We start from the raw sequence: 21,178 nt of genomic DNA, 5'->3' as shown, positions 1-21,178 counted from the left end.
GAACGGCGCGAACATACGCAAAATTCCAAATAAGTTCGCACCGTTCAAAAGTATTTTTACTTGTTCCCCTTCACTGATTTATACCATTCATTGACTTCCTTCGTAATGTCATCGCCGCCGGATTTTCTCCATTTTTTAACAAATTTGTCAAATTCATCAAGAGACGCTCTTCCGTAGATGATATTTGCAAATGTTTCTCTTTCCATTTTTGTGAGGAATTCTCCTCTTTTTTGCATTGTTTTCGTAGGAGGGCCATTGAACTCGTTTTCAATTCGGTATTGATTTTGTTGATTAACAATAGTGGCCGCTTTCATATATGGCTCACCTTGTGCTACGATCTTCGTATACTCGTATGCATTTTTTGGTTGCCGTTTTGTAGTGTATAGCTCTTCTGCAAGGTTATAAAGCATATAAGGAATCGTAGGAATATCGGTTGTCAAGAAATATTTTCCCGGATCTATTGCTCCTCCTGGAATTTGTTTCGGGTCATATACAGGCTTTCCATCCTTCATAACATAGTCGTATCCTTCAAATAATCCATATTTGAAATATTTAGAATCATTGAATATATAACTGTAGATTGCATCCCAGTATTCGAAAAATTTATCCATATGTTTAAAGTTTTTATTAAATAGAAACATTCCTACAGTTAGTCCCTCACCGCGGCGTCCTATTTTTCCATCTGGCCCGCTTGGCAGAGGGTAAGGTTCTACAACTGCTCCTGGATTATTTTTAATTGCGTCAGATACTGGCCAACCTGCTGCCCATGGAGGTGCCGATAAAATTCCTGATTTCCCGGCAACAAAACTTTTGATAGCTGTTTGTTCATCTAAAATTCCTACTTCTTTATCCAAATATCCTTTCTCATACCATTCATGTAGCTTGGCTAACCCTTTTTTAATAGACGGCTGAACCGATCCGTATACTAAGGAGCCATCTTTTCCTTTTGACCAAGAACCGGGTACATAATTGCCATATGCTCCAAAAATAAAACTTCCATCTGCAAGCCAAGTAGCTAAACCATTTTTGCTGGCAAGTGTTAACCCAATGGTGTCTTTTTTACCGTTTCCGTCCGGGTCTTGGTTTACAAAAGCATCCATAATTTTTTCAAGATCTTCGATTGTTTTTGGGGGCTGTAACCCTAATTTGTCCAACCAGTCCTTACGAATCCATAACAATGAATCCGATCCGTTTCCTCCCGAGAAACGAGGGATACCATATCGTTTGCCATTTACGGTTGCCGGATAAAACGCTTCAGGAAATTTATTAAATATTTCTTTCAATCTTGGTGAAGCATACTTTTCAATCGCCTCATCTACCGGCATCACTTTTCCTGAACGGATTAGGTCATTAATTAACAAACCATCCGCTACCATAAAAACATCTGGAAGTTCTTGACCAGATGAAAGCGCTAAACGAATTTTGTTATAATATTGCTCATCGTTTGGCGCTGTCCATAACGTCTTGAATTTAATACCGAGCTCTTTTTCAGCCCATCTTGTGACAGGGTTGTTATTCACATCTTCTCCTTTTCTAAATTTCGTATCGTCTTTTAGAGTCCGGATTGTCGTAATCGTCACTAGCTGTTTTCCACCATCCGATTTAGTTGAACTATTTGACGAAGCCGGTTCTTTGTCGGTGCAGCCTGCTAGCATTCCGATAGTCATAACCGCAGCTGCCACTGAAGCAAACAGCTTTTTTAACACCTCTTCTCCCTCCAATCGTTTTCAATGAAATGCCCTCTGTTACAAATGAGCTATCAAAACTGCCGATACTTCACGAAGAAAAATTTCCCTCCCCCGTTTATCCCCCCTTTCACGCAATCCATTCGTGATTACAGAAACATAAGGATCTCTCTCCTTAATGTTCTATCCGTAAACGGTTTCAAAATGTGTTAGCCTTAGCAACTTGCTATTTTCGTATGGCAGCTATGGTAAATAGCCCCCATTTATTGGCTCTTAACTTCTCCATGAACCAATATGTTTATTAGTAACACTAGTATACTAGTTCTAAATTGATTATAAACAAACGCTTGTATTCATTCAATGCCTTTCAGAATTTTTTTAATAAATTTTAAAAAGAGGAACCCGCCATCATCATCCAAGACGATGGCGGCATTGTTTGATCTTTACAATTTTCCAAAAGGATAGTTAGGGTGGTGGAACTCATCAAAAACAAACAGCCAATTCTTCTTTCCTTACTTTTTTATCCCCATATTTTTACTCTTTTTCTTCAAGCCATAGAATGCTTGTCACCCCACGAGGATAATACTTGCTTCCACTAATCTCTCCGGCAATAATTTGGTCACTCCAACTCCAAACGGAAAGGGTTGGATGTGTCAACCAGGCTACATGTGCCGCATCTGCTTTCGCACCTGCTTCATCCCATTTCCATCTTAAAATGTGTCGGGCAATAAACTGACACAAGTATACTTTGCTTAGCCATGAGTTATTGCTTGTAGACGAAATTTTCCATCCTCCATCTGGAAATAGGCAGATTCCTTCCTTTAATACGTACTCCAAGTGTTTTCGTAAAGCTCGAATATATTCACCAAAACGGCCATTTGGGTCTAATGCTTCACGACAATTTGTAAAATATGGAAACACTAATCCTTCGATCGCTGGAATAATCTTTGAGTCATTCCCTTCTCCCATAACGGCTGGAATATATCCTTGTTCTGTCACGTGACTAACAATCGTAGCTGCACATTTTTCCGCTTGTTCCCCTGCTAAAGTGGCCAACGTTTCCTTTCCAGTATCCAGGAATATTTTTTCAAGCGCTACATACGCTGCCCAGCATTTTCCTGCCAAATACAAATTATTTCGCGCTTGTCCTAGGGAGATATCTAGACTGTCATAGGTTGTAATCTCTGCTCCACCCATCGTACGCGTACTGTCTAAGCCCATCACCCCATTTCGTTTTTCCGGATCTGGATGATCCCGATTTACCATACTTTCCAAACACTGTTCTAAAATTGGCAGTTTTTCTTGCCTCCAAGCCCAATCTTTTGTTTGTTCTATATATACAGCTGCACACAGTACCCAGTTAACTAATTGTTCATGCGTCATATGTGAGAAGCAACCATCGATCCCATAAAGCTCATATGCCGAATAATGAGGGCGGGAAAATGTATTTGCCACCCCCATATCATGTGTAAAACTGATACCTCCTGGATACTCTTTTTCCTCTCCTGGGAAACGAACTCGATCGTAATAGCTGTATCTTTCTACATACAAATCTAAGACATTTTTAACAGTCCATGGGTTCATTTTTAACTCGAAGAACAACTGATCTACTGTTAAATCAAACGTATTCATCATGCGGTATTCGCCTTCATTCACTACCCAGATTGGCTTTCCATCATGTTCTAACAACTGGGTGTTGCCGTAATAACTGCGAATTGCATGAGCCATCATAAATTTTTGGTCATCAGATAACCAGTCTTTCTCTATCAACTGATTTGATTGAACAGAGCGCTCTTTCAACGCTTCGATGTGATTCAAAGCATATTTTCCCACCTCTTCAATGTTTTTAAAGAAACGGGTATAAAAATAAGACGTGTCCAATCCAGCAGTTACGTATCCGGACCGGTAAAAACATACTGCAAACTGATATGTTCTCGTCGTCCCGGCTGGTGTATCCATAATTAATGCCCCAACTTTTCCCAATCCAAAGGTCCAATTTTCCTCCAACGGATTCGTTAAAATATCTTCCAAGCTAAAATGCAGTGCCGAACGTACATCGTTTTGATTCGATACAATAGCCGTTATGCGGCCTTGTCCAACCCCACGCAATTGTGGACACGTATCATCAATTCGTCTCATTGATGTATAAGGATCGTTCCCTTCAAATCCAAAAAATGCGCGTCTTGGCGATGTTCCTCTCGTATTGTCAACAGTGAGTTCAACAACCACCGCAGGAACTAAAGCAAACTTTAAATCTTCTTCTTTTGCTGTGTCAGGATCCGGAACAGATTTCATAGGAGAATAAATGGTAAACGTAAGATCCCCCGCTTTCCACGTGTCGGTAGAAACATGAAATTCCCGTTGGATCATTTCCTTAGGAAATGGAACAAGAATTTGTGGTTTCTGTGGATTTGGATCTGGATTTTCAATATCATATCTTTTACTCTCATCATCACCGGACTCAAAAAACGGCAGTACCTCATACATACCTGGCTGATCCAATGAGGCAACACCTATATATACATTTTGCCGAGGCGGACGTCCCAACTCGAGATCCAACCCTCCGCTTTTTCCTGGAAATCCAAGCGTGAAGCTGGCAAACGCCCCTACTGGTGAGTGATGGGCGTTAAAAAACATGTTTTTTGGCATGTCTATACTTCTCCTTTCTAACTAATTATCCTTTAATTGCTCCAGCCGTAATTCCTTCTACAATTCGGTCGCTGAGGAAAAAGAATGCTAGTAGAATTGGCAAAATACTAATCATCAACGTTGCACCAATTGCTCCCCAATCTGTCGTATATTGTCCAATAAAGTTTTGGATCCCTACCGTAAGGGTTTTATATTGATCTGAACTAATAAATGTGTTTACAAAAACGAATTCGTTCCAGTTATAAATCATATTGATAATCGCCGTCGTTACGATGACAGGAGAAGTCATCGGTAAAATGATTTGGAAAAACATCCGATGAACAGAACACCCATCCATAATTGCGGATTCTTCTAACTCACGTGGTAATGAGTAATAAAACCCAAGCAAAACCATTATAGTAAGTGGCAGGTTAAATCCGATATTCGTTAAAATAACAGATAATGGATGGTCTACTAATTTCATTTTCATAAAAAAGCTAAACAATGGAATCAGTGTTGAATGAACTGGAATCATCAACCCGACCATAAACAATCCCAATACAACATGTTTTAATTTCCAATGCATACGCGTAATAGCGAAAGTAGCGAAACTGGCTAATAATACTGTGAAAATGACTGATAACGTAGTGATCCAGACGCTATTAAAAAAATAACGTTCTATATTTCCTTCCACCCATACTTTTACATAGTTTTCCCATCTAGGCGGAGATGGCAATGCAAAAAGTGGCGTATTAAATACTTCTTGGTTATTCTTCAGAGAAAAGAACAATAGCCAAATTAGAGGAAGTATTTGAAAAACAGCTAGAATAATTAGCACTGTATAGAAAATGAACATGCCTATCTTCTTTCCGATTTGACCAGGCAGCAATGAAATAACCGGCTTTTCGGTCACTGTTGCTCGCTCCATCTTTGTCCCCACCTTTGCGGTTAATATTGTACCTCTTCACTAGAATTAGTAAGTTTTCGAATAAGCCATGTAACAATCATACAAATGAATAATAGAGAAAAGGCGACCGTGCTTCCGTACCCAAAATTAAAACTGCGAAACGCTTTATGATACATATAGGAGGCCATTACTTCACTTGCGCCGTTCGGTCCCCCGTCTGTCATTACATAAATAAGATCGAAATATTTCAAAGAACCTACAACGGCTAACACAATGGTTACTTTAATAACCCCTGAAATTAAAGGAACTTTAATTTTATAAGCCAATTGCAAAGGATTGGCCCCATCGATAATCGCTGCTTCTATAATAGAAGGCGGGATACTTTTTAAAGCTGCATAGTAAATCAAAATATAAAACCCTGCATACTGCCATATAATAGGGATAAAGATCGCATATAGCACAATCGAAGGATCAGCCAACCAGTTAGGAGGATTTTCTATTCCTAAAAAGGAGAGAAAATGATTAAGCATGCCATTAGATGGATGGTAAATTCTCAGCCAAAGTTGACCAATAGCAACAGAAGACAACAACATCGGTATTAAGTAAATTTTTCTTAATAAATTTGCGCCTTTGACTTTCCCAGAGAGTACAAGTGATACTGTTAAATAACCTAACAAACTAATAACAGAAAAGACTGCTAGTAAGAATGAATGATAGACACTTTTCCAAAACATTTCATCTTTTATCAATTCTTTATAATTATCCAAACCAATAAACTTCATCTGTCCGATGCCGTCCCATTGGGTTAAGCTATAATATCCTGTCATGATGATCGGAATATAAATTAATGCTACAATCAATAACAAAGGTGGAAGTATATATAAAGCAATGACTTTTTTATCAGACATCATGTTATTCATGACGTCTTCCCTCCTTTACTCATTGACCAAAAAGGACATATTTTCAAATATGTCCTTTTTGGTCAGATTTTCTTTATTGTGTCTTTGCAAGTACTTCTTCATGCTGTTTTACGAAGTCCTTAGGTGTAACCTCTTCTCCAAACAATGATTGAATTAAATTCAAGTGAGTCTGTGCTGCTTCCGGATTCATTTGCACATCGGCAAACAATGTGATGTTGCTAGCTTTATTTAGCTCGCTGAGTACATCGATGTATAGCTGTGGTAAATGGATATTTGCCGTATCGACTTTTGTTGCAGGAATAACCCCAGCTTTTGTGACAGATTGCTCTCCCCACTTTTCAATAAAGAATTTCACAAATTCTTTTGCCTCTTTTTTGACTTTAGAGTTTTCAGAAACGAACAATCCAACTCCAGGACCACCAACCCAGCTATTTACATCTCCTTTTCCACCATCAACTACAGGGAATTTAAAGAAACCGACTTTGTCTCTAAACTCTTTTGGTACTTCATCATTAGTAGTAAAGTTGGGCAATTCCCATGTTCCCATTAAGTACATAGCGGCTTTTTCATTCATAAATTCTGATTTTGCTTCATCGTTAGATAATCCATTAAATCCTTTAATAAACGCTTTCATTTTTACTAATTTTTGAACTTCTTCCGCTGCTTTGATTAAACTTGGGTCTTCAAAAGAGCCTTTACGATTAATCGCATTTTTCAACGTATCTGCTCCACCAATTCGATCAGCCAGATACATGTACCACAATGATCCTGTCCAGCGATCTTTATTTCCAAGCGCAATCGGTGCTACACCATTTTTAACAAGCGTTTGAACAATATTTTTAAAATCTTCATATGTTTGAGGTGGCTCTAAATGGTACTTGGAAAAGATTTTTTTGTTGTAGTAAATAGGAGTGATATTTAATTCTAATGGAAGCGCATACGTTTTATTGTTAACAGCATATGCTTCAGTTGTTCCCGAAACAAACTTATCTTTCAGCCCGGAATTCAAGATATCATCTAGCGGCGCAAATAAATTTCCTTTTACATAAGGCTCTAAAAATCCTGCAGCCCAAGTCATTCCTACATCAGGAAGTTCATTGGAAGAAGCAAGTATTTTTAGTTTATTTTTATATTGTTCATTTTCTAAAACTTCCTGTTTAACCGTAACATTTGGATTTTGCTTTTCAAACTCTTTAATAATTTCATTCACAATCATGTTTTGCTGCTTCGAACTTCCCGCAGGCCAAAGGTGCATAAATGTAATCGTTACTTTTTTTCCCGATTCGGATGAAGATGGATTTCCATTTGTTGAACTGGAGCAGCCTGTTAACACAAGTGCAAAAGCAATGACCATGGCGCATAATAATGAATACGCTTTCTTTGACAAATCCAATCCCCCCTTGGTTTTTGCTACAATGCAATTATAGCATTGTAAAAGCGAGGGGATTAAGGTAACGATGGTTGGCTAAAATTCTACTTTTTTTAGATTCTCTTTTCTAAACTGGTAAGGGGTTATTCCTTCAAACTCTTTAAACAATTTGATAAAGTATTTTGCGGTCTGATACCCTACTTCTTCTGCGATCTCTGCAATACTTAAATCTGTTGTAATTAATAAGCTTTTTGCTTTTTGCAGTCTACATCTTGTTACATATTCGCTAAAAGTCATGTTTGTTTCCTCTTTAAACAAAGTGCTGAAATAACTAGGGTTTAAATGTACGAATGATGATACTTCACGTAAACTAAATGGTCTATTTAGATTTTCATGAATAAACCGTATTGCTTCTTTAACGACTTGAGAACGCGTTCCTTCTTGGATATTGATTACCCGGTTATCAATCATTTTCTCCACTACCGCTGCTTTCTGACGCTCTTCCCAAATCTTTATCGCTTGCTCCACTGCATGAATAAGTTTATGTTTATCTATCGGTTTTAAAAGATAATTCACTACACCTAACGTAATAGCTTCTTGCGCGTATTCGAATTCAGAATAAGCGGATATGATAATCACAACCGGTTTGCTTTTCTGCTTCTCTATTGACTTGATTAGTTTTAAACCAGTCATTTCAGGCATGCGAATATCTGTGATTAACAAATGGATCGTTCGCTGATTCATCATGTTGATCGCCTCTTCCCCATTTGCCGCACAAAAAATTTCATGTTTCCCCGCTGACCAGGACTCTAAAGTTTTCTTTAATCCTTGTCGTGCTCGTGGTTCGTCATCAACAATCAAAATAGTCCGGAAATTCATCATTGAATCCCCCGCTTTTGGGAATTTTGAAAGATATGCATGTGCCTTTGCCCAACTCACTTTGAATGACCACTTTTCTATCTTCCCCATAATAAAGCTGCAGTCTCCTATTTACATTGGCAATGGCCATCCTGCTTCCTTTAAATGTTGGAAACTCCTTTTTATTTAACAACTGTTCTATTTCCTGTAGAGTTTTTTCATCCATTCCAACACCATCGTCTATTACTTTAATAATTAACTCAGGGGAATGATCAGATTCCTCTACAGTGACCAACACAGAACCTTGTTCCATCTTATTTCCAATCCCATGCAAAACGGCATTTTCCACTAGCGGCTGAATTAACAGTTTTGGTATCCGGATATCTAAACATCGCGCCGGGACTACTATATCCCATATCAGACGATCTCCCCATCTTAATTTCATGATTTCCATGTAACGTCTAATATGTTCTATTTCTTCGCGAAGCGTTACCCATTCGTCATTTTTTGAGCTACTTATAGTGTAGCGAAATAATTGAGACATATTAAGGACAAATTGCGATAATTCTTCTTCTTCCTTTTCTACAAGGGACCAATAAAGGGCGTCAAGCGTATTAAAAAGAAAGTGAGGATTTATTTGCGCCTGCAGAGCTTTCAACTCTGCGCGGCTGCGAACCAATTCTTTTTCATAAACTACTTGAATTAAGTGTTTAATATTTTCTACTAACGCATTATATGTTTCATTCAACTCATTAATTTCAACCGTTGATGAAATCGGCGGGCTTGTCCTTAACTCGCCGTTTCTGCCACGTTGCATGATTCTCGTTAATCTCAAAATCGGCTGAGTAATCATTGTAGAGAGAGAGAAAGAAAATATCAAAAAAATAAAGAAACCTATCGTTCCGGAAAGGATAATCGCATTTTTAAGGATCGACACCCCTTCGGTAAGCGTCTTCACGGGAGTTACAATTACAAGCGTCCATCCAGTTAAATTAGATAATTGTTTTACCACTAAATATTCTTCCCCATCTTTTCGAATCATAGGTTGTTTGGCATGAAGAAGTTGGCGGAAATCCCCTTTGTAGTTTAAAAAAATTGGATTTGAATTGGAATCAATAAGAAGCATATATCCTTTCTTTCCTTTAGTTGGATAAAAATAATCACTAAATTGAAAATAATCCCGATTTATGCGAACTAATAAATAGCCGCCTGGGGAAAACCATCGTTCCATTAGGCGAATTTGCCGCAAAGCTAGAAAATATCCCGGAGCCTTCGGATCACGGCCAACCCAGACCATTTTTCCCTTTGCCTCGGAAGCTTGTTTAATCCATTTTATACCTATTCGGTCACCTAAATTCTCTTCATCTAATGGAAATATTTTTTTGTAGTTATTCGTATAAAGTTCAAGAGAATGAATTCCATCAGAATACGCCTGAAACGTATTTACCATATGCATTAGCCCCTGCTTTTCCCTGAATCCGGGAGAGTAACCGTTAGCTATTTTCAAAAGCAGCTGTTGTACGTATATATTAGTGGCCACCTGTTTTGTTAATGTATCGATTTGTTGATAGAGAGCTTCTAAACGTCCGTTGGCATGCATCGCCGTCTGCTCGATCTGCTTCTCGGCGTTGTTTTTTAGCAACGTAGAAACTAAATGAAAGGTCATCATTCCTACCAAACATAGCACCATGATCATTACAGATACAAAAACAATTAATATTTGGTTACGAAGCGTATTAAATTTATATAATCTCTTCTTCAATATCTTTATCCCCCCATAGCATGATTGTTTGCTTTCATGAACGATATTTCTTACATAATAAAGGGACAAATAATAGTATGGGCCACAAACCTAAGCAGTGATTCATATTCCGTTTTATCGTAATATTATAATTATATCTAAAAAGACAGAAAAGACAGATTTAAAGGGAATTCCAAATATGGAATTCCCTCATAATACTAACTCCACTATTTAACAAACTCATTTAGAAAACGTAATATAGTAAATCTATCACGTAAATGATATGCTTCTTTAAGGCTTCTATCAACCAATTCTTGATCTATCCCAAGCTGTTCTGGAGTGCAAGCACCTCTTACTCTTTCCATCATTAAGCGCAGTTCTGATGGAGATGGCAGCGACCCAAACCATTCTTTTATTTTTTGTCTGTTTCTCTCCAACAGTTCTATAGTCTTGTTACCTAATAATGCTTTATTTTCTCGTAAATCATTTAAGAGGATTAAAAAATGATTGGTATATACTTCAGCAATTAATGATGTGGAAACCCCTACTTTAGTTCCGTGAAGCACTTGTGGCTTTTTCTTACGCAAAAATTCCATTTCCCAATAATGAGATAGATGGTGTTCTCCGCCAGATGCTGGATATGATTGTCCCATTATCAGCATCGCTATTCCCGATTGAAGAAGTGCGTTCATTAAAATCTGCACTCCTTCTTCTTCTGCAGCAGCGATTTTCTCGATATTGTTGACGCATTCCTGCAACGACTCTTGAGTAATCTTATCAACCAGTGGACAATATGGCTCGCCAGCAACAAGATGGCCAAAACGCCAGTCAATAAGCGAAGTGTATTTGGCTATCATATCCCCAAATCCTGCTGCGATCATCTGTTTAGGTGCCTGTTTTAATACACTAATATCCGCAAATACAGCAATAGGCGCCTGTGCTTGAATAGTCTTTTTTACTCCTCGGATAATTAATGGCGCGCCCATAGAGGTAAATCCGTCGACAGATGGAGCTGTGGGCACGGAAATAAACGGAACTTTCATTTTATAGCTGCAAAAGCGTGTAATATCATGAATCGTTCCGGATCCAACCGCTAATATTGCATCAACATCATGAGGAATCTCCAAAAGCGCTTGTACAATGGACGCTTCATCTGCTATAACATCACCATTTTCATCTGGCTGAATGAAACAAGTAGTATGATGAATCTGTTCCCCTTGCAATAATGCGCTCAACTGTCGTCCAGCTGCTTCAAATGTATGTTGGTCTACAATTAAAGCAACTGTTTGATATCTTTTTCTTTGCAAGTATATAACTACTTGTTGTAAAGCATCATCGCTGATCATAATGGTTTCAATCGGGATGTCATTATGGTCGTTCCCACAGTGACATTGTTTAGAAAGAGCCTTAATTTCTATTAATGTTCGATTCATTGCACTATTTCCTCCCCAAATCGAACGATATCGTAAATCGAATCAATAATATAGTCGGGGAGCTCCTTCTCTAATAACGAATCGAGATGTTTTTTCTTTGTATTTCCCGTCAAGACAAGTGCTGTTAGTGCTGTTTTCATTCCATGCATACGCCCCATCCGAATATCCGTTTCAATACTGTCGCCAATAATCAGGCACTTTGGTGGGCTTACTTGCAAATAACGCAAAGCAGCTTCCGCCATAAAACAAGAAGGTTTACCTAAAATAAGTTCCACTTTTCGTCCTGTCGTTGCTTCAATCGCTCCAATCATTCCTACCACATCTATAGCATTTCCGTTCTCATTCGGAAATGTTTTATCTGCATGTGTCGCAATGATTCTCGCTCCGTGCTGCACAGCTTGAAACGCTAAATTTAAATCATCGTATGTCATTCTTTCATGTAGTGTTATAACCAGAAAATCCGCTTCTTCCGGTTTTTTTGCCAATCGAACATGATAACGTTGAAGCTCTTCCCGTAATCCATCATCTCCTAATGTCCATACTTTGCAAAACGGATAATGTACGTACAGAAATTCTGCTGTAACTGTAGATGACAAAATAATTTCTTCTTTCCGTACACTAATTCTCCATTTCTTTAGCCACTCGTAGCACATTCTCTGTGATATGTTGCCACGATTACTAACAAACGCGATTCGCTTGCCAAGAGAGCGCAAGTACGCAACCGCATCGTCTGCTTTAGGAATCAATCTTTTTCCTTTGAACATAGTACCATCTAAGTCAATAATAACCGCCTCAATTTCTTGTAGCACCTGTTCTCCCTTGCCCCTTCTGAAAGAAACTTTTGTGACTATATTTATGACTATATTTATGATTTCAAAACACCAAATTTGTACTTGGTTACCGATGAATAGTTCTGATTTGCCTGTAATACATAAGAAGGAAAATGAGGATGATGAACAGCATCGGGCAGCCCTTGTGTTTCTAAACAAATTCCTAAATATTTTCGTGATGGTACACCGTAAATATCCATTCCTGATTGCAGCTGATTTCCTGTGTATACTACTACTCCTACTTCATCGGTTTCGATCGTCAATGTACGGCCGCTTTCAGGATCTTGCAAGACAATTTCTTCATCATGGTGCGTATTCAGCACAAACGGATGATCATATCCTTGCCCAACCAGCTCAATTTGCGAATGATTGGTCATAATTCCATCTTTTATTTTTTTTCCTTGGCGTAAATCAAAAGGAGTATTCGTTACATCCAAAATGGCCCCTGTTGGAATCAATTCCTGATCTAACTCTAAAAACCGATCGCTTTTTATTTTTAATTCATGATCTAAAATATCCCTTTTTATATTGCCGCTTAAATTAAAATACGTATGGTTTGTTAAGTTCAATAACGTATTTTTATCGGAATGGGCATGATAAGAAATAATTAGTTCGTTTTCTTTATTTAATAGATAGGTTACTTGAACGTGGACAGTACCTGGATATCCCTCTTCTCCATCAGGGCTTGTATAGGAGAAGCGAACACCTATTTCCTCGTCTTTTTCCACTATCTCCGCGTCCCAAAGTACATGATGAAATCCTTTGATTCCGCCATGTAAATGGTTATTGTTTTCGTTTTTACACAACCGGTATATTTTCCCGTCTAATTCAAAGCTGGCTCCCTGAATTCGCCCAGCCACTCGCCCAATGACTGCGCCAAAATAAGGGGAATTCGTTAAGTACGGTTCAAAACGGTTAAAACCCAACACTATATTTTCATAGTTTCCACTTTTGTCAGGTGTAATGATTTTCGTAATAATGCAGCCGTAATTCATACAGGTAATTTCGATTCCATGATCATTGATCAGTGTGAAAGATATTACCGGCTGTTGGTTAATTTCTGCCCATTTTTCTGGAATGACTTTCATTCTACTCATCCCCCTTTTTCAAACCAATCAGAAAGGCTTTGTATTTTCATCAGCATGATGAGAATACCTAAAGTCGTACAACATTTCCTGTTTTCACAGATGTATAGCATGCTTCCAACACTCGCGCCTGTTGAATCATATTGTCGCCTGAATAAAGCGGCTCTACATCTTCAAGAATGCAGTGGGAAGCATGTTCCATCTCTAATACGTATTGGTCGCCGAAAACGACTTCTTTCCGAGTTTCCCCACTATCGGTCGTAACGGTAATAATTCCATTTCCCCCATGTACATCCGGACGGTATGCTCGGGACACTTCTACTTTTCCCTTTGTCCCAATCATTTCATATTTATTTTGCGGAAACATTTCAAAACTGCAATCAAACAATGCATGAACTCCGTTTTTCATTTTCATCCACCCGCTAGTGGTCATATCAATAGAGCGATGTTCATCGTAATTAGATTGAACAAACAATTCCATAGGCTCTGAATCTAATAAATTGCGAATCGAATGGACACAATAACATCCTACGTCAAATAAACTTCCTCCGCCCAGCTGTGCGTTCATTCTAATGTTAGTTTCCCGATCGCGAAGATAAAACGAAAAACTGGCGCGCATGCATTTGATATCTCCTATTTCCCCCGAGGAAATAATGTCTTTCACTCTCTGATGCTGAGGGTGAAACTGATACATAAACGCTTCCATAAAAAACACGTTATTTTGTTTACATGCTTCGACCATTTTTCTTACATCCGCTTCACACAACGCAGCTGGCTTTTCGCAAAGAACGTGTTTTTGTTTATTTGCTGCTTTAATCGTCCACTCCACATGCATGCTGTTAGGAAGCGGTATGTAAACGGCATCCACATTTGGATCATCTAACAACTGGTCATAGCTCTCATATGAAACAGGAATTCCTAATTCTTTGGCGATACTACGTGCTTTTCCGCTACTGCTAGCAATTGCCACCACTTCTGCATTGTTAGCACGTTGAATAGCCGGAATCATCGTTTCTCTAGCAATAGCAGCTGTACTTAATATCCCCCAACGAACCTTTTGTTCCATAAATTTTTCTCCTTTTTATTCATCTTATATTTACATCAAAGGGATAGGCTGGTCCCATTCATAACTTAATAGACCAGCCTGCTGCCGCTTATTTCTTAGCCAAACGAATCACATTCCACGATAGTTTTGGCAACTGGGCTACCACTTGTCCATCTGATAGATGGGCATTTCCATTGCTGTGTGGAACAACAGGGGAATGGGTTGCCGAATTTGTTTGTTTTACGTTCTTATTCTCTAAAATAATATGTTCGATCACTTGATATCCATCGAAATTACGGATATCACATTCTAACAACAGTGCATCTTCCAAGTCACGGTTGACCGCAAAAATCGTAAGTTCCTCGTTTTCTTCATTATAAACAGCGATTGCCTCCAAATAAGGAACATCGGTAAAGTCTTTGCTGTCATATTTCGGGCTAGAGATCACTGGATGTAAGGCTACACCTCTGCCATACACGGATGCATGCATAAATGGATAGTAAATGGTTTGTTTCCAAGCCGGGCCATTTTTCTCCGTCATAATTGGTGCAATTACGTTCACCAATTGCGCTAAACAAGCAATTTTCACACGATCGGCATGTTTCATCAATGTAATCAACATGCATCCAACCAATAACGCATCTTCAAAGTTATAAATATCTTCCAATAAAGGAGGGGCAATCGTCCAAGGCTCGATTAACTTATCCGCTTCGTTGGAATGATACCAAACATTCCACTCATCAAAAGAAAGATAAAGCGTTTTTTTACTGCGCTTTTTCGCTTTAATATAGTCTGCAATTGCGGCCACGGAACGAATAAAATCGTCCATTTCTAATGTAAGAGCTAGATAATTCGCTGTATCATTATCACGATTCCCATAATATTGATGTAACGAAATGTATTCTACATGTTCATACGTATGATCAAGCACTGTTGCCTCCCATTCCGCAAAGGTTGGCATGTTGCGGTGGGAACTTCCACAAACGACAAGTTCAATCGTTGGATCGACCCATTTCATGACCTTTGCCGCTTCGCAGGCAATGCGCCCATATTCTACTGCAGTCTTATGGCCGATTTGCCATGGACCATCCATTTCATTTCCTAAACACCACGTTTTAATCTTATGCGGTTCTTTGTAGCCGTGGGAAATACGTAAATCACTATAATACGAGCCTGATGGATGGTTGCAATATTCGACTAAATTGCGGGCAGCATCAATGCCGCGTGTTCCTAAGTTAACCGCCATATTGACTTCAGCATTGACAAGTTTCGCCCACTCCACGAATTCATTGACACCGATTTCATTTGTTTCAATTGATTTCCACGCTAACTCCAAACGCCGCGGTCGCTTTTCTTTCGGACCTACCCCATCTTCCCAGTTATACCCGGAAACAAAGTTTCCTCCTGGATAACGAATTAATGGAACCTGCAGCTCTTTTACCAATTCGATAACATCTCTTCGAAATCCTCTTTCATCCGCTTGCGGATGACCTGGTTCATAAATTCCCCCGTACACGGCACGGCCAAGATGCTCTATAAACGAGCCATAAATGCGCTTATCAATTTCCGCAATTCTGAAATCTTTTTCGACAATCATTTTGGCTTTTTTGCATCCATACTTATTACTCTATTTCCATTTAATAGAATTACACCTTGGACAGTCAAACAGGAAATAAAATAACACTGGAAGAAAACAAACTAACGACACTAGTCCCTAAATCGTCTCCAATGACGTGTTTTAAGTGAAACCCCTTTTCTTTTAGATATTGCACAAACTTTAAGCAAGTATCAGAACTGCAACATTTTCAGCCGTTTTTGTTATTTGACATAATTTTAAATGAATTAGTTAGCGCGACTTTTGCTGGATATATCCATCCAAACAGCGATAATAAGAATCAATCCTTTTACAATATACTGCCAAAATGTCTCAATATTCATCATACTCATTCCATTATCAATACTAGCCATAATAAGGGCACCGATAATAGCTCCGATTATATTACCTCTCCCCCCCATTAGGCTTGTACCTCCAATAACACAAGCAGCAATTGCATCCAATTCATACATTTCTCCACTGCTTACCGTGGCCGCATTCAATCTGCTTGTCAAAATAATACCTGCTACTCCGGAAAGTGCTCCCATTAAAATAAATATGGCAAGTACAACACGTTTGATATTTATCCCTGAAAGAGCTGCTGCTTCAATATTTCCGCCAATTGCATAAATGTATCTTCCAAATGGGGTTTTGACAGCAATAAAAACAAAAATAATAGCAAACAGAACAACAATGAGCATTGGAATCGGAATACCGTAATAACGGTTTAACATGTAAACTAATACTAAAATACATAATGAATAAATCGTCGCTTTTCCATAATCATTGATTTTAGTATTTATAGTTAGCCCTAACGATTGTCTTTTTTTGCGGTTTCTGCTAACAAAAACAAATAGCATGATAATACTGATTACCGCTAACACATAACCAATTGCGTAAGGAAGATAACTATTCCCAATCGCTTCAAAACTTTTATTCAATGGCGCAATAGTCTCTCCATTACTAATCCCAATTAAAATTCCTCTAAAAATCAGCATGCCACCTAGAGTAACAATAAACGCTGGTACATTACGATAAGAAATCCACCAACCATGCCAAAGCCCTATCAATGCACCGACAATAATTGCAATAATAATAACAGAAACAGTTCCCCACCCATACCAGACTTGTAAGATGGCTGCAATTCCTCCTGTTAATCCGACGACCGAACCTACAGATAAATCAATATGTCCTGCTATAATAACTAGTGTCATTCCGATCGCTAAAATCGAGATTACAGACATTTGCATAAATAAGTTGGATAAATTACGTGAGGATAGAAACTCTCCATCTGTTAATATCCCAAAAATAAGGGCTATAAAAATAAGGGCAATAACAAGTGTATAAGAACGAAAATCGAATTTGCGACGCATTCTTTCCACTTGACCAAAACCAGTAGGTGTTTCTAAAGAAACCGAGTTTTTCATTTTTGTTTCCCTCCCGTTGCGCAAGTCATGATTTTCTCTTGTGTAGCATCGTTGCGATTAAACTCACCAACAATTTTACCTTCCGACATAACTAAAATGCGATCTGACATTCCCATCACTTCTGGTAACTCCGATGAAATTAAGACAATGCCAACACCTTGGCTGGCTAATTCATTAATAATTTTATAGATTTCATATTTTGCGCCAACATCTATCCCCCTCGTTGGCTCATCTAAAATAAGCACCCGTGGATTATTTAGTAGCCATTTGCTTAAAACTACCTTTTGCTGATTCCCACCGCTTAACTGAGATACTTTCAGCTCAAGGTTAGGAGCTTTTAGCTTCATTTTCTTTGTAATTTCCTCAGCACGTTTTACTTCTAGAGCATGATCAATCATGTTCCAATTTGTAACTTTTTTTAGAGCTACAAGAGTGGAATTTTTTATAATATCCATTCCTAGAATAAGCCCATACTTCTTCCGGTCTTCTGAAACGTATGCAATTCCATGCTTAATGGCATCTGCCGGACTCTTAATAATTACTTCCTGCCCATCTAAAACAACAATCCCTTGTTTTTTTCCTTTATATGCTCCAAATATACTAGTAAATAATTCTGTTCTTCCTGATCCCATTAGCCCTGAAATACCAAGAATTTCTCCCCTTCTTAAAGTAAAAGAGGCGTTATCAATAACTTTTTTTCCTGACTTTTCGTCTATAACAGAGTAATTATTGACTTTGAGAATTTCTTCTCCTACTTCACGTGGTTCATAAGGGTATAATTCATTCAGTTCCCTTCCTACCATTTTGGCAATAATACGGTCTTCTGTAAGTTGATCTATTGGGTCGGTACTCACAGTCTGCCCATCCCTCAAAACGGTTACTGTATCAGCTAATTCCATGACTTCGTTAAGTTTATGGGATATATAAATACAAGTGACCCCTTGGGAGCGAAGATCCTGTAGGATATTCTTTAAGGTGGCAACATCGCTTTCTGTTAATGCTGCTGTTGGCTCATCTAAAATAATAATCTCAGCATTTTTTGTAAGGGCTTTTGCAATTTCTATTAATTGCTGTTTGCCAACAGTTAAGTCCCCAACTTTTGTTTCAGGATCGATACGTAAGCCAATTTTTTGTAGCCATTTTTGTGCTTCTGCATATAAGCGGTTCCAATCAATGTATTTTCCTCTCATTAATTCATGCCCGAGAAACATATTTTCGGCTACCGTCATTTCCTCTACAACGGCTAACTCTTGATAAATAATAGCAATTCCTGCTTTCTGAGATTCTTTTATATTTCTAAATTTTACTTCGTTTCCATTAATATAAATTTTTCCTTCATACGAACCGTATGGATATACCCCACTCAGAATCTTCATTAAAGTCGATTTCCCAGCGCCATTTTCACCGCAAAGTGCATGAATTTCCCCTTTTCGCACAGAAAAAGTAACATTGTCTAATGCTCGGACTCCCGGAAATTCCTTTGTAATTCCCTTCATTTCTAAAATATATGGCTGCATATACCCCACACCCTACTTGTAATTTTACAATTAATAAAAAAATAAATTGGTCAAACAACCATATCACAAAAATTCATTTAGTTTTAGTATAGGTATCCATAGCAAATAGAATGTGAGTAATTGCTATGGATACCATTAGACGTCATAATGTCAAATATTTATTATGGACGTGGCGGGCGCTTGTCTTCTGGTATATTTTTATATACATCATCATAGGAGTGGAAACCATCTTTAATGACAGTATCAATTACATTATCTTTATCCACCATAATCGGGTCTAATTTAATGAATGGCACATCCACTTTTCCATTATTAACTGTTTCATCCGCTTGGATTTTCTCACCTTTCGCAAGCTGAACCGCTACTTCTGCGGACTTAGTTGCAATACTTTTAATAGGTTTATATACTGTCATAGATTGTATTCCCTCGACAATGCGTTGAACCGCTGCCAAATCAGCATCCTGACCAGAAATTGCCACTTTTCCAGCTAGTCCTTGCGCTTCTAATGCCTGAATAGCTCCTCCTGCTGTACTATCATTGGAAGCAACAACGGCATCAATCTTATTCTTGTTAGCTGTTAACGCATTTTCCATAATTCTCATTGCTTCTGAAGCTTGCCAATCTTTTGCCCATTGATCCCCGACTACTTTAATATCCCCTTTATCAATAAGAGGTTGCAAAATATGCATTTGTCCTTCTCTAAACATTTTCGCGTTATTATCTGTAGGGGAACCGCCTAACAAGAAGTAATTTCCTTTAGGTACTTTTTTCACTAAATACTCCGCCTGCAACTCTCCTACGCGTACGTTATCAAATGAAACATATGCATCCACATCAGCATTCATAATTAGTCGGTCGTAAGCGAGTACTTTTACCCCTTCTCTTTTTGCCTGTTCTACAACAGGAGACAAAGCCTCTGTGTTAACTGCTACAATTACTAGGACATCAATTCCTTGGGATAACATATTTTGAATTTGCGATAACTGTTTTTCACTATCCCCGTTTGCAGATTGCACTAATACCTCGGCTCCAAGCTTCTCAGCTTCCTTTACAAAAATATCACGGTCGTGTTGCCATCTTTCAAGTGTGAGATCCGATACTGAAAAACCGATCTTTATTTTTTTATCTTGCCCTGCTTGTGCGCCTTTATCGTTACCGCTTTCATTTTGTTTTGCAACGTCCTGCCCACAGGCAGCCATCATAAACACGATGGAGAACAGAAGTAACACTGAACTTAGAATCCTTAAGATTCTTTTCATTTTTAGTCCCCCTTTTTATATCGATAAAAATTTTTAAAACTTTCAACCAAATTATAAAACCTTTATATTTGTTTGTCTAGTATACAAACAAAGTTGAAATAAAAAATTTGTATCTATAGTAAGAAAACAATATAAATAGCGATGAGCAATTTTACTCCCCTCTCTTATCCCTGTTAACAAGTAATAAATATTAAACCCCGTTTTCTCATATGTCCCCTTCTCATTATTCTTTATCAAGATACAGCTTTGAAACAATATTAGACAGGACTGCCTTTGCATTTATGAATGAATGTTAGAACAATAAAAAGCCCGCTACTCCATCTTTTCATTATTATCCCTCATTTCCTCCAACAACAACCTCCCTACTTCCTCAGCAGGCATATCTTTTGCCAAACGATAACCCTACCGAGTCCATAAAGACATCATCTGTGAATCGTTTGCTTGAGCGGCAGTTTTGCGAAGATGCTTTATCATATGATGGATGTGCAGATATGCAATCGGAGTTAGTGCGTCATATTCTAAGGAAACGAGTTACTAATCCACCAACAGAACGGCCTGTAAATGCACACGGGGTACAGTGATAGCTTGAAATTGCGAATTGGTGAGGGCCTTTTTTGTGCAACGAATTCGCTCTGCTTTCCGGGCAACATGAAAATGCTGTGCCTAATTGGGCATTGTACGCACCCGTCACAAGCACCGCGGTAATATCGCGTCCGTGCATAATTTCTTGGTAGCAATCAGTAGAATATCGATCACTTTCCGAATTTGTTGTAACAAAAAGTGCAAATTGACACTCTCATAGGCAGCACCGGGATGACGAAACAAAGCACGATATCCTTCTGCCCTTGGGTCTTGCACACATAACATGTCTGCTCTTTGC

General features: G+C 38.4%; 16 protein-coding genes. All 16 read right to left on the bottom strand.

Annotated elements, in window-relative coordinates:
• Positions 1 to 56 precede the first annotated feature (56 nt).
• Positions 57 to 1,706: an extracellular solute-binding protein gene (locus HT574_RS09075; RefSeq protein WP_175244338.1), complete on the bottom strand. Its 1,650-nt coding sequence runs from the start codon at positions 1,704 to 1,706 to the stop codon at positions 57 to 59.
• A gap of 513 nt (positions 1,707 to 2,219) precedes the next feature.
• Entirely contained in the window at positions 2,220 to 4,334 is a 2,115-nt protein-coding gene (locus tag HT574_RS09070; RefSeq protein WP_175244337.1) for a glycoside hydrolase family 52 protein, read from the bottom strand.
• Positions 4,335 to 4,359: 25 nt separating this feature from the next.
• Positions 4,360 to 5,169, bottom strand: a complete 810-nt coding sequence (locus HT574_RS09065) for a carbohydrate ABC transporter permease (protein ID WP_375154100.1) — start codon at positions 5,167 to 5,169, stop codon at positions 4,360 to 4,362.
• A 92-nt stretch (positions 5,170 to 5,261) separates the two neighbouring features.
• Entirely contained in the window at positions 5,262 to 6,140 is an 879-nt protein-coding gene (locus tag HT574_RS09060) for a carbohydrate ABC transporter permease (RefSeq protein WP_175244335.1), read from the bottom strand.
• 73 nt (positions 6,141 to 6,213) lie between these two features.
• A complete protein-coding gene (locus HT574_RS09055) occupies positions 6,214 to 7,527 on the bottom strand; it encodes an extracellular solute-binding protein (RefSeq protein ID WP_175244334.1) in 1,314 nt (437 codons plus the stop codon).
• Positions 7,528 to 7,605: 78 nt separating this feature from the next.
• On the bottom strand, positions 7,606 to 8,388 hold the full coding sequence (locus HT574_RS09050) for a response regulator transcription factor (protein WP_017434276.1): 783 nt from the start codon (positions 8,386 to 8,388) through the stop codon (positions 7,606 to 7,608).
• On the bottom strand, positions 8,360 to 10,129 hold the full coding sequence (locus HT574_RS09045; protein ID WP_175244333.1) for a sensor histidine kinase: 1,770 nt from the start codon (positions 10,127 to 10,129) through the stop codon (positions 8,360 to 8,362). The genes HT574_RS09050 and HT574_RS09045 overlap by 29 nt, the downstream gene beginning before the upstream one ends.
• A gap of 206 nt (positions 10,130 to 10,335) precedes the next feature.
• Positions 10,336 to 11,541, bottom strand: coding sequence for a sn-glycerol-1-phosphate dehydrogenase (locus HT574_RS09040; protein ID WP_175244332.1), 1,206 nt, complete (start codon positions 11,539 to 11,541; stop codon positions 10,336 to 10,338).
• On the bottom strand, positions 11,538 to 12,350 hold the full coding sequence (locus tag HT574_RS09035) for an HAD-IIA family hydrolase (RefSeq protein ID WP_175244331.1): 813 nt from the start codon (positions 12,348 to 12,350) through the stop codon (positions 11,538 to 11,540). Before HT574_RS09035 ends, HT574_RS09040 begins: the two co-directional genes overlap by 4 nt.
• 56 nt (positions 12,351 to 12,406) lie before the next feature.
• Positions 12,407 to 13,459, bottom strand: coding sequence for an aldose epimerase family protein (locus HT574_RS09030; RefSeq protein WP_175244330.1), 1,053 nt, complete (start codon positions 13,457 to 13,459; stop codon positions 12,407 to 12,409).
• 67 nt (positions 13,460 to 13,526) lie between these two features.
• Positions 13,527 to 14,522 carry a Gfo/Idh/MocA family protein gene (locus HT574_RS09025; protein WP_175244329.1) on the bottom strand — a complete coding sequence of 332 codons (996 nt, stop codon included), beginning with the start codon at positions 14,520 to 14,522 and terminating at the stop codon, positions 13,527 to 13,529.
• 88 nt (positions 14,523 to 14,610) lie between these two features.
• On the bottom strand, positions 14,611 to 16,098 hold the full coding sequence (arfA, locus tag HT574_RS09020; RefSeq protein ID WP_175244328.1) for an arabinosylfuranosidase ArfA: 1,488 nt from the start codon (positions 16,096 to 16,098) through the stop codon (positions 14,611 to 14,613).
• Between the two features lie 245 nt (positions 16,099 to 16,343).
• Positions 16,344 to 17,468 (bottom strand): sugar ABC transporter permease, encoded by a 1,125-nt coding sequence (locus HT574_RS09015; protein WP_175244567.1) that lies wholly within the window; start codon positions 17,466 to 17,468, stop codon positions 16,344 to 16,346.
• Positions 17,469 to 17,518: 50 nt separating this feature from the next.
• Complete coding sequence (locus HT574_RS09010; RefSeq protein WP_175244327.1) at positions 17,519 to 19,039, bottom strand: xylose ABC transporter ATP-binding protein; 1,521 nt, start codon at positions 19,037 to 19,039, stop codon at positions 17,519 to 17,521.
• Between the two features lie 161 nt (positions 19,040 to 19,200).
• Positions 19,201 to 20,298: a D-xylose ABC transporter substrate-binding protein gene (xylF, locus tag HT574_RS09005; protein WP_175244326.1), complete on the bottom strand. Its 1,098-nt coding sequence runs from the start codon at positions 20,296 to 20,298 to the stop codon at positions 19,201 to 19,203.
• Positions 20,299 to 20,809: 511 nt separating this feature from the next.
• Positions 20,810 to 21,019, bottom strand: coding sequence for a nitronate monooxygenase (locus tag HT574_RS20495; RefSeq protein ID WP_375154097.1), 210 nt, complete (start codon positions 21,017 to 21,019; stop codon positions 20,810 to 20,812).
• Between the last annotated feature and the right edge of the window lie 159 nt (positions 21,020 to 21,178).

The sequence above is a fragment of the Parageobacillus sp. VR-IP genome (assembly GCF_013357975.1).
GTDB classification, from domain to species: domain Bacteria; phylum Bacillota; class Bacilli; order Bacillales; family Anoxybacillaceae; genus Saccharococcus; species Saccharococcus caldoxylosilyticus.
Note: the sequence above shows the minus strand (reverse complement) of the source record. Positions and strands in the feature narration are given on the sequence as shown.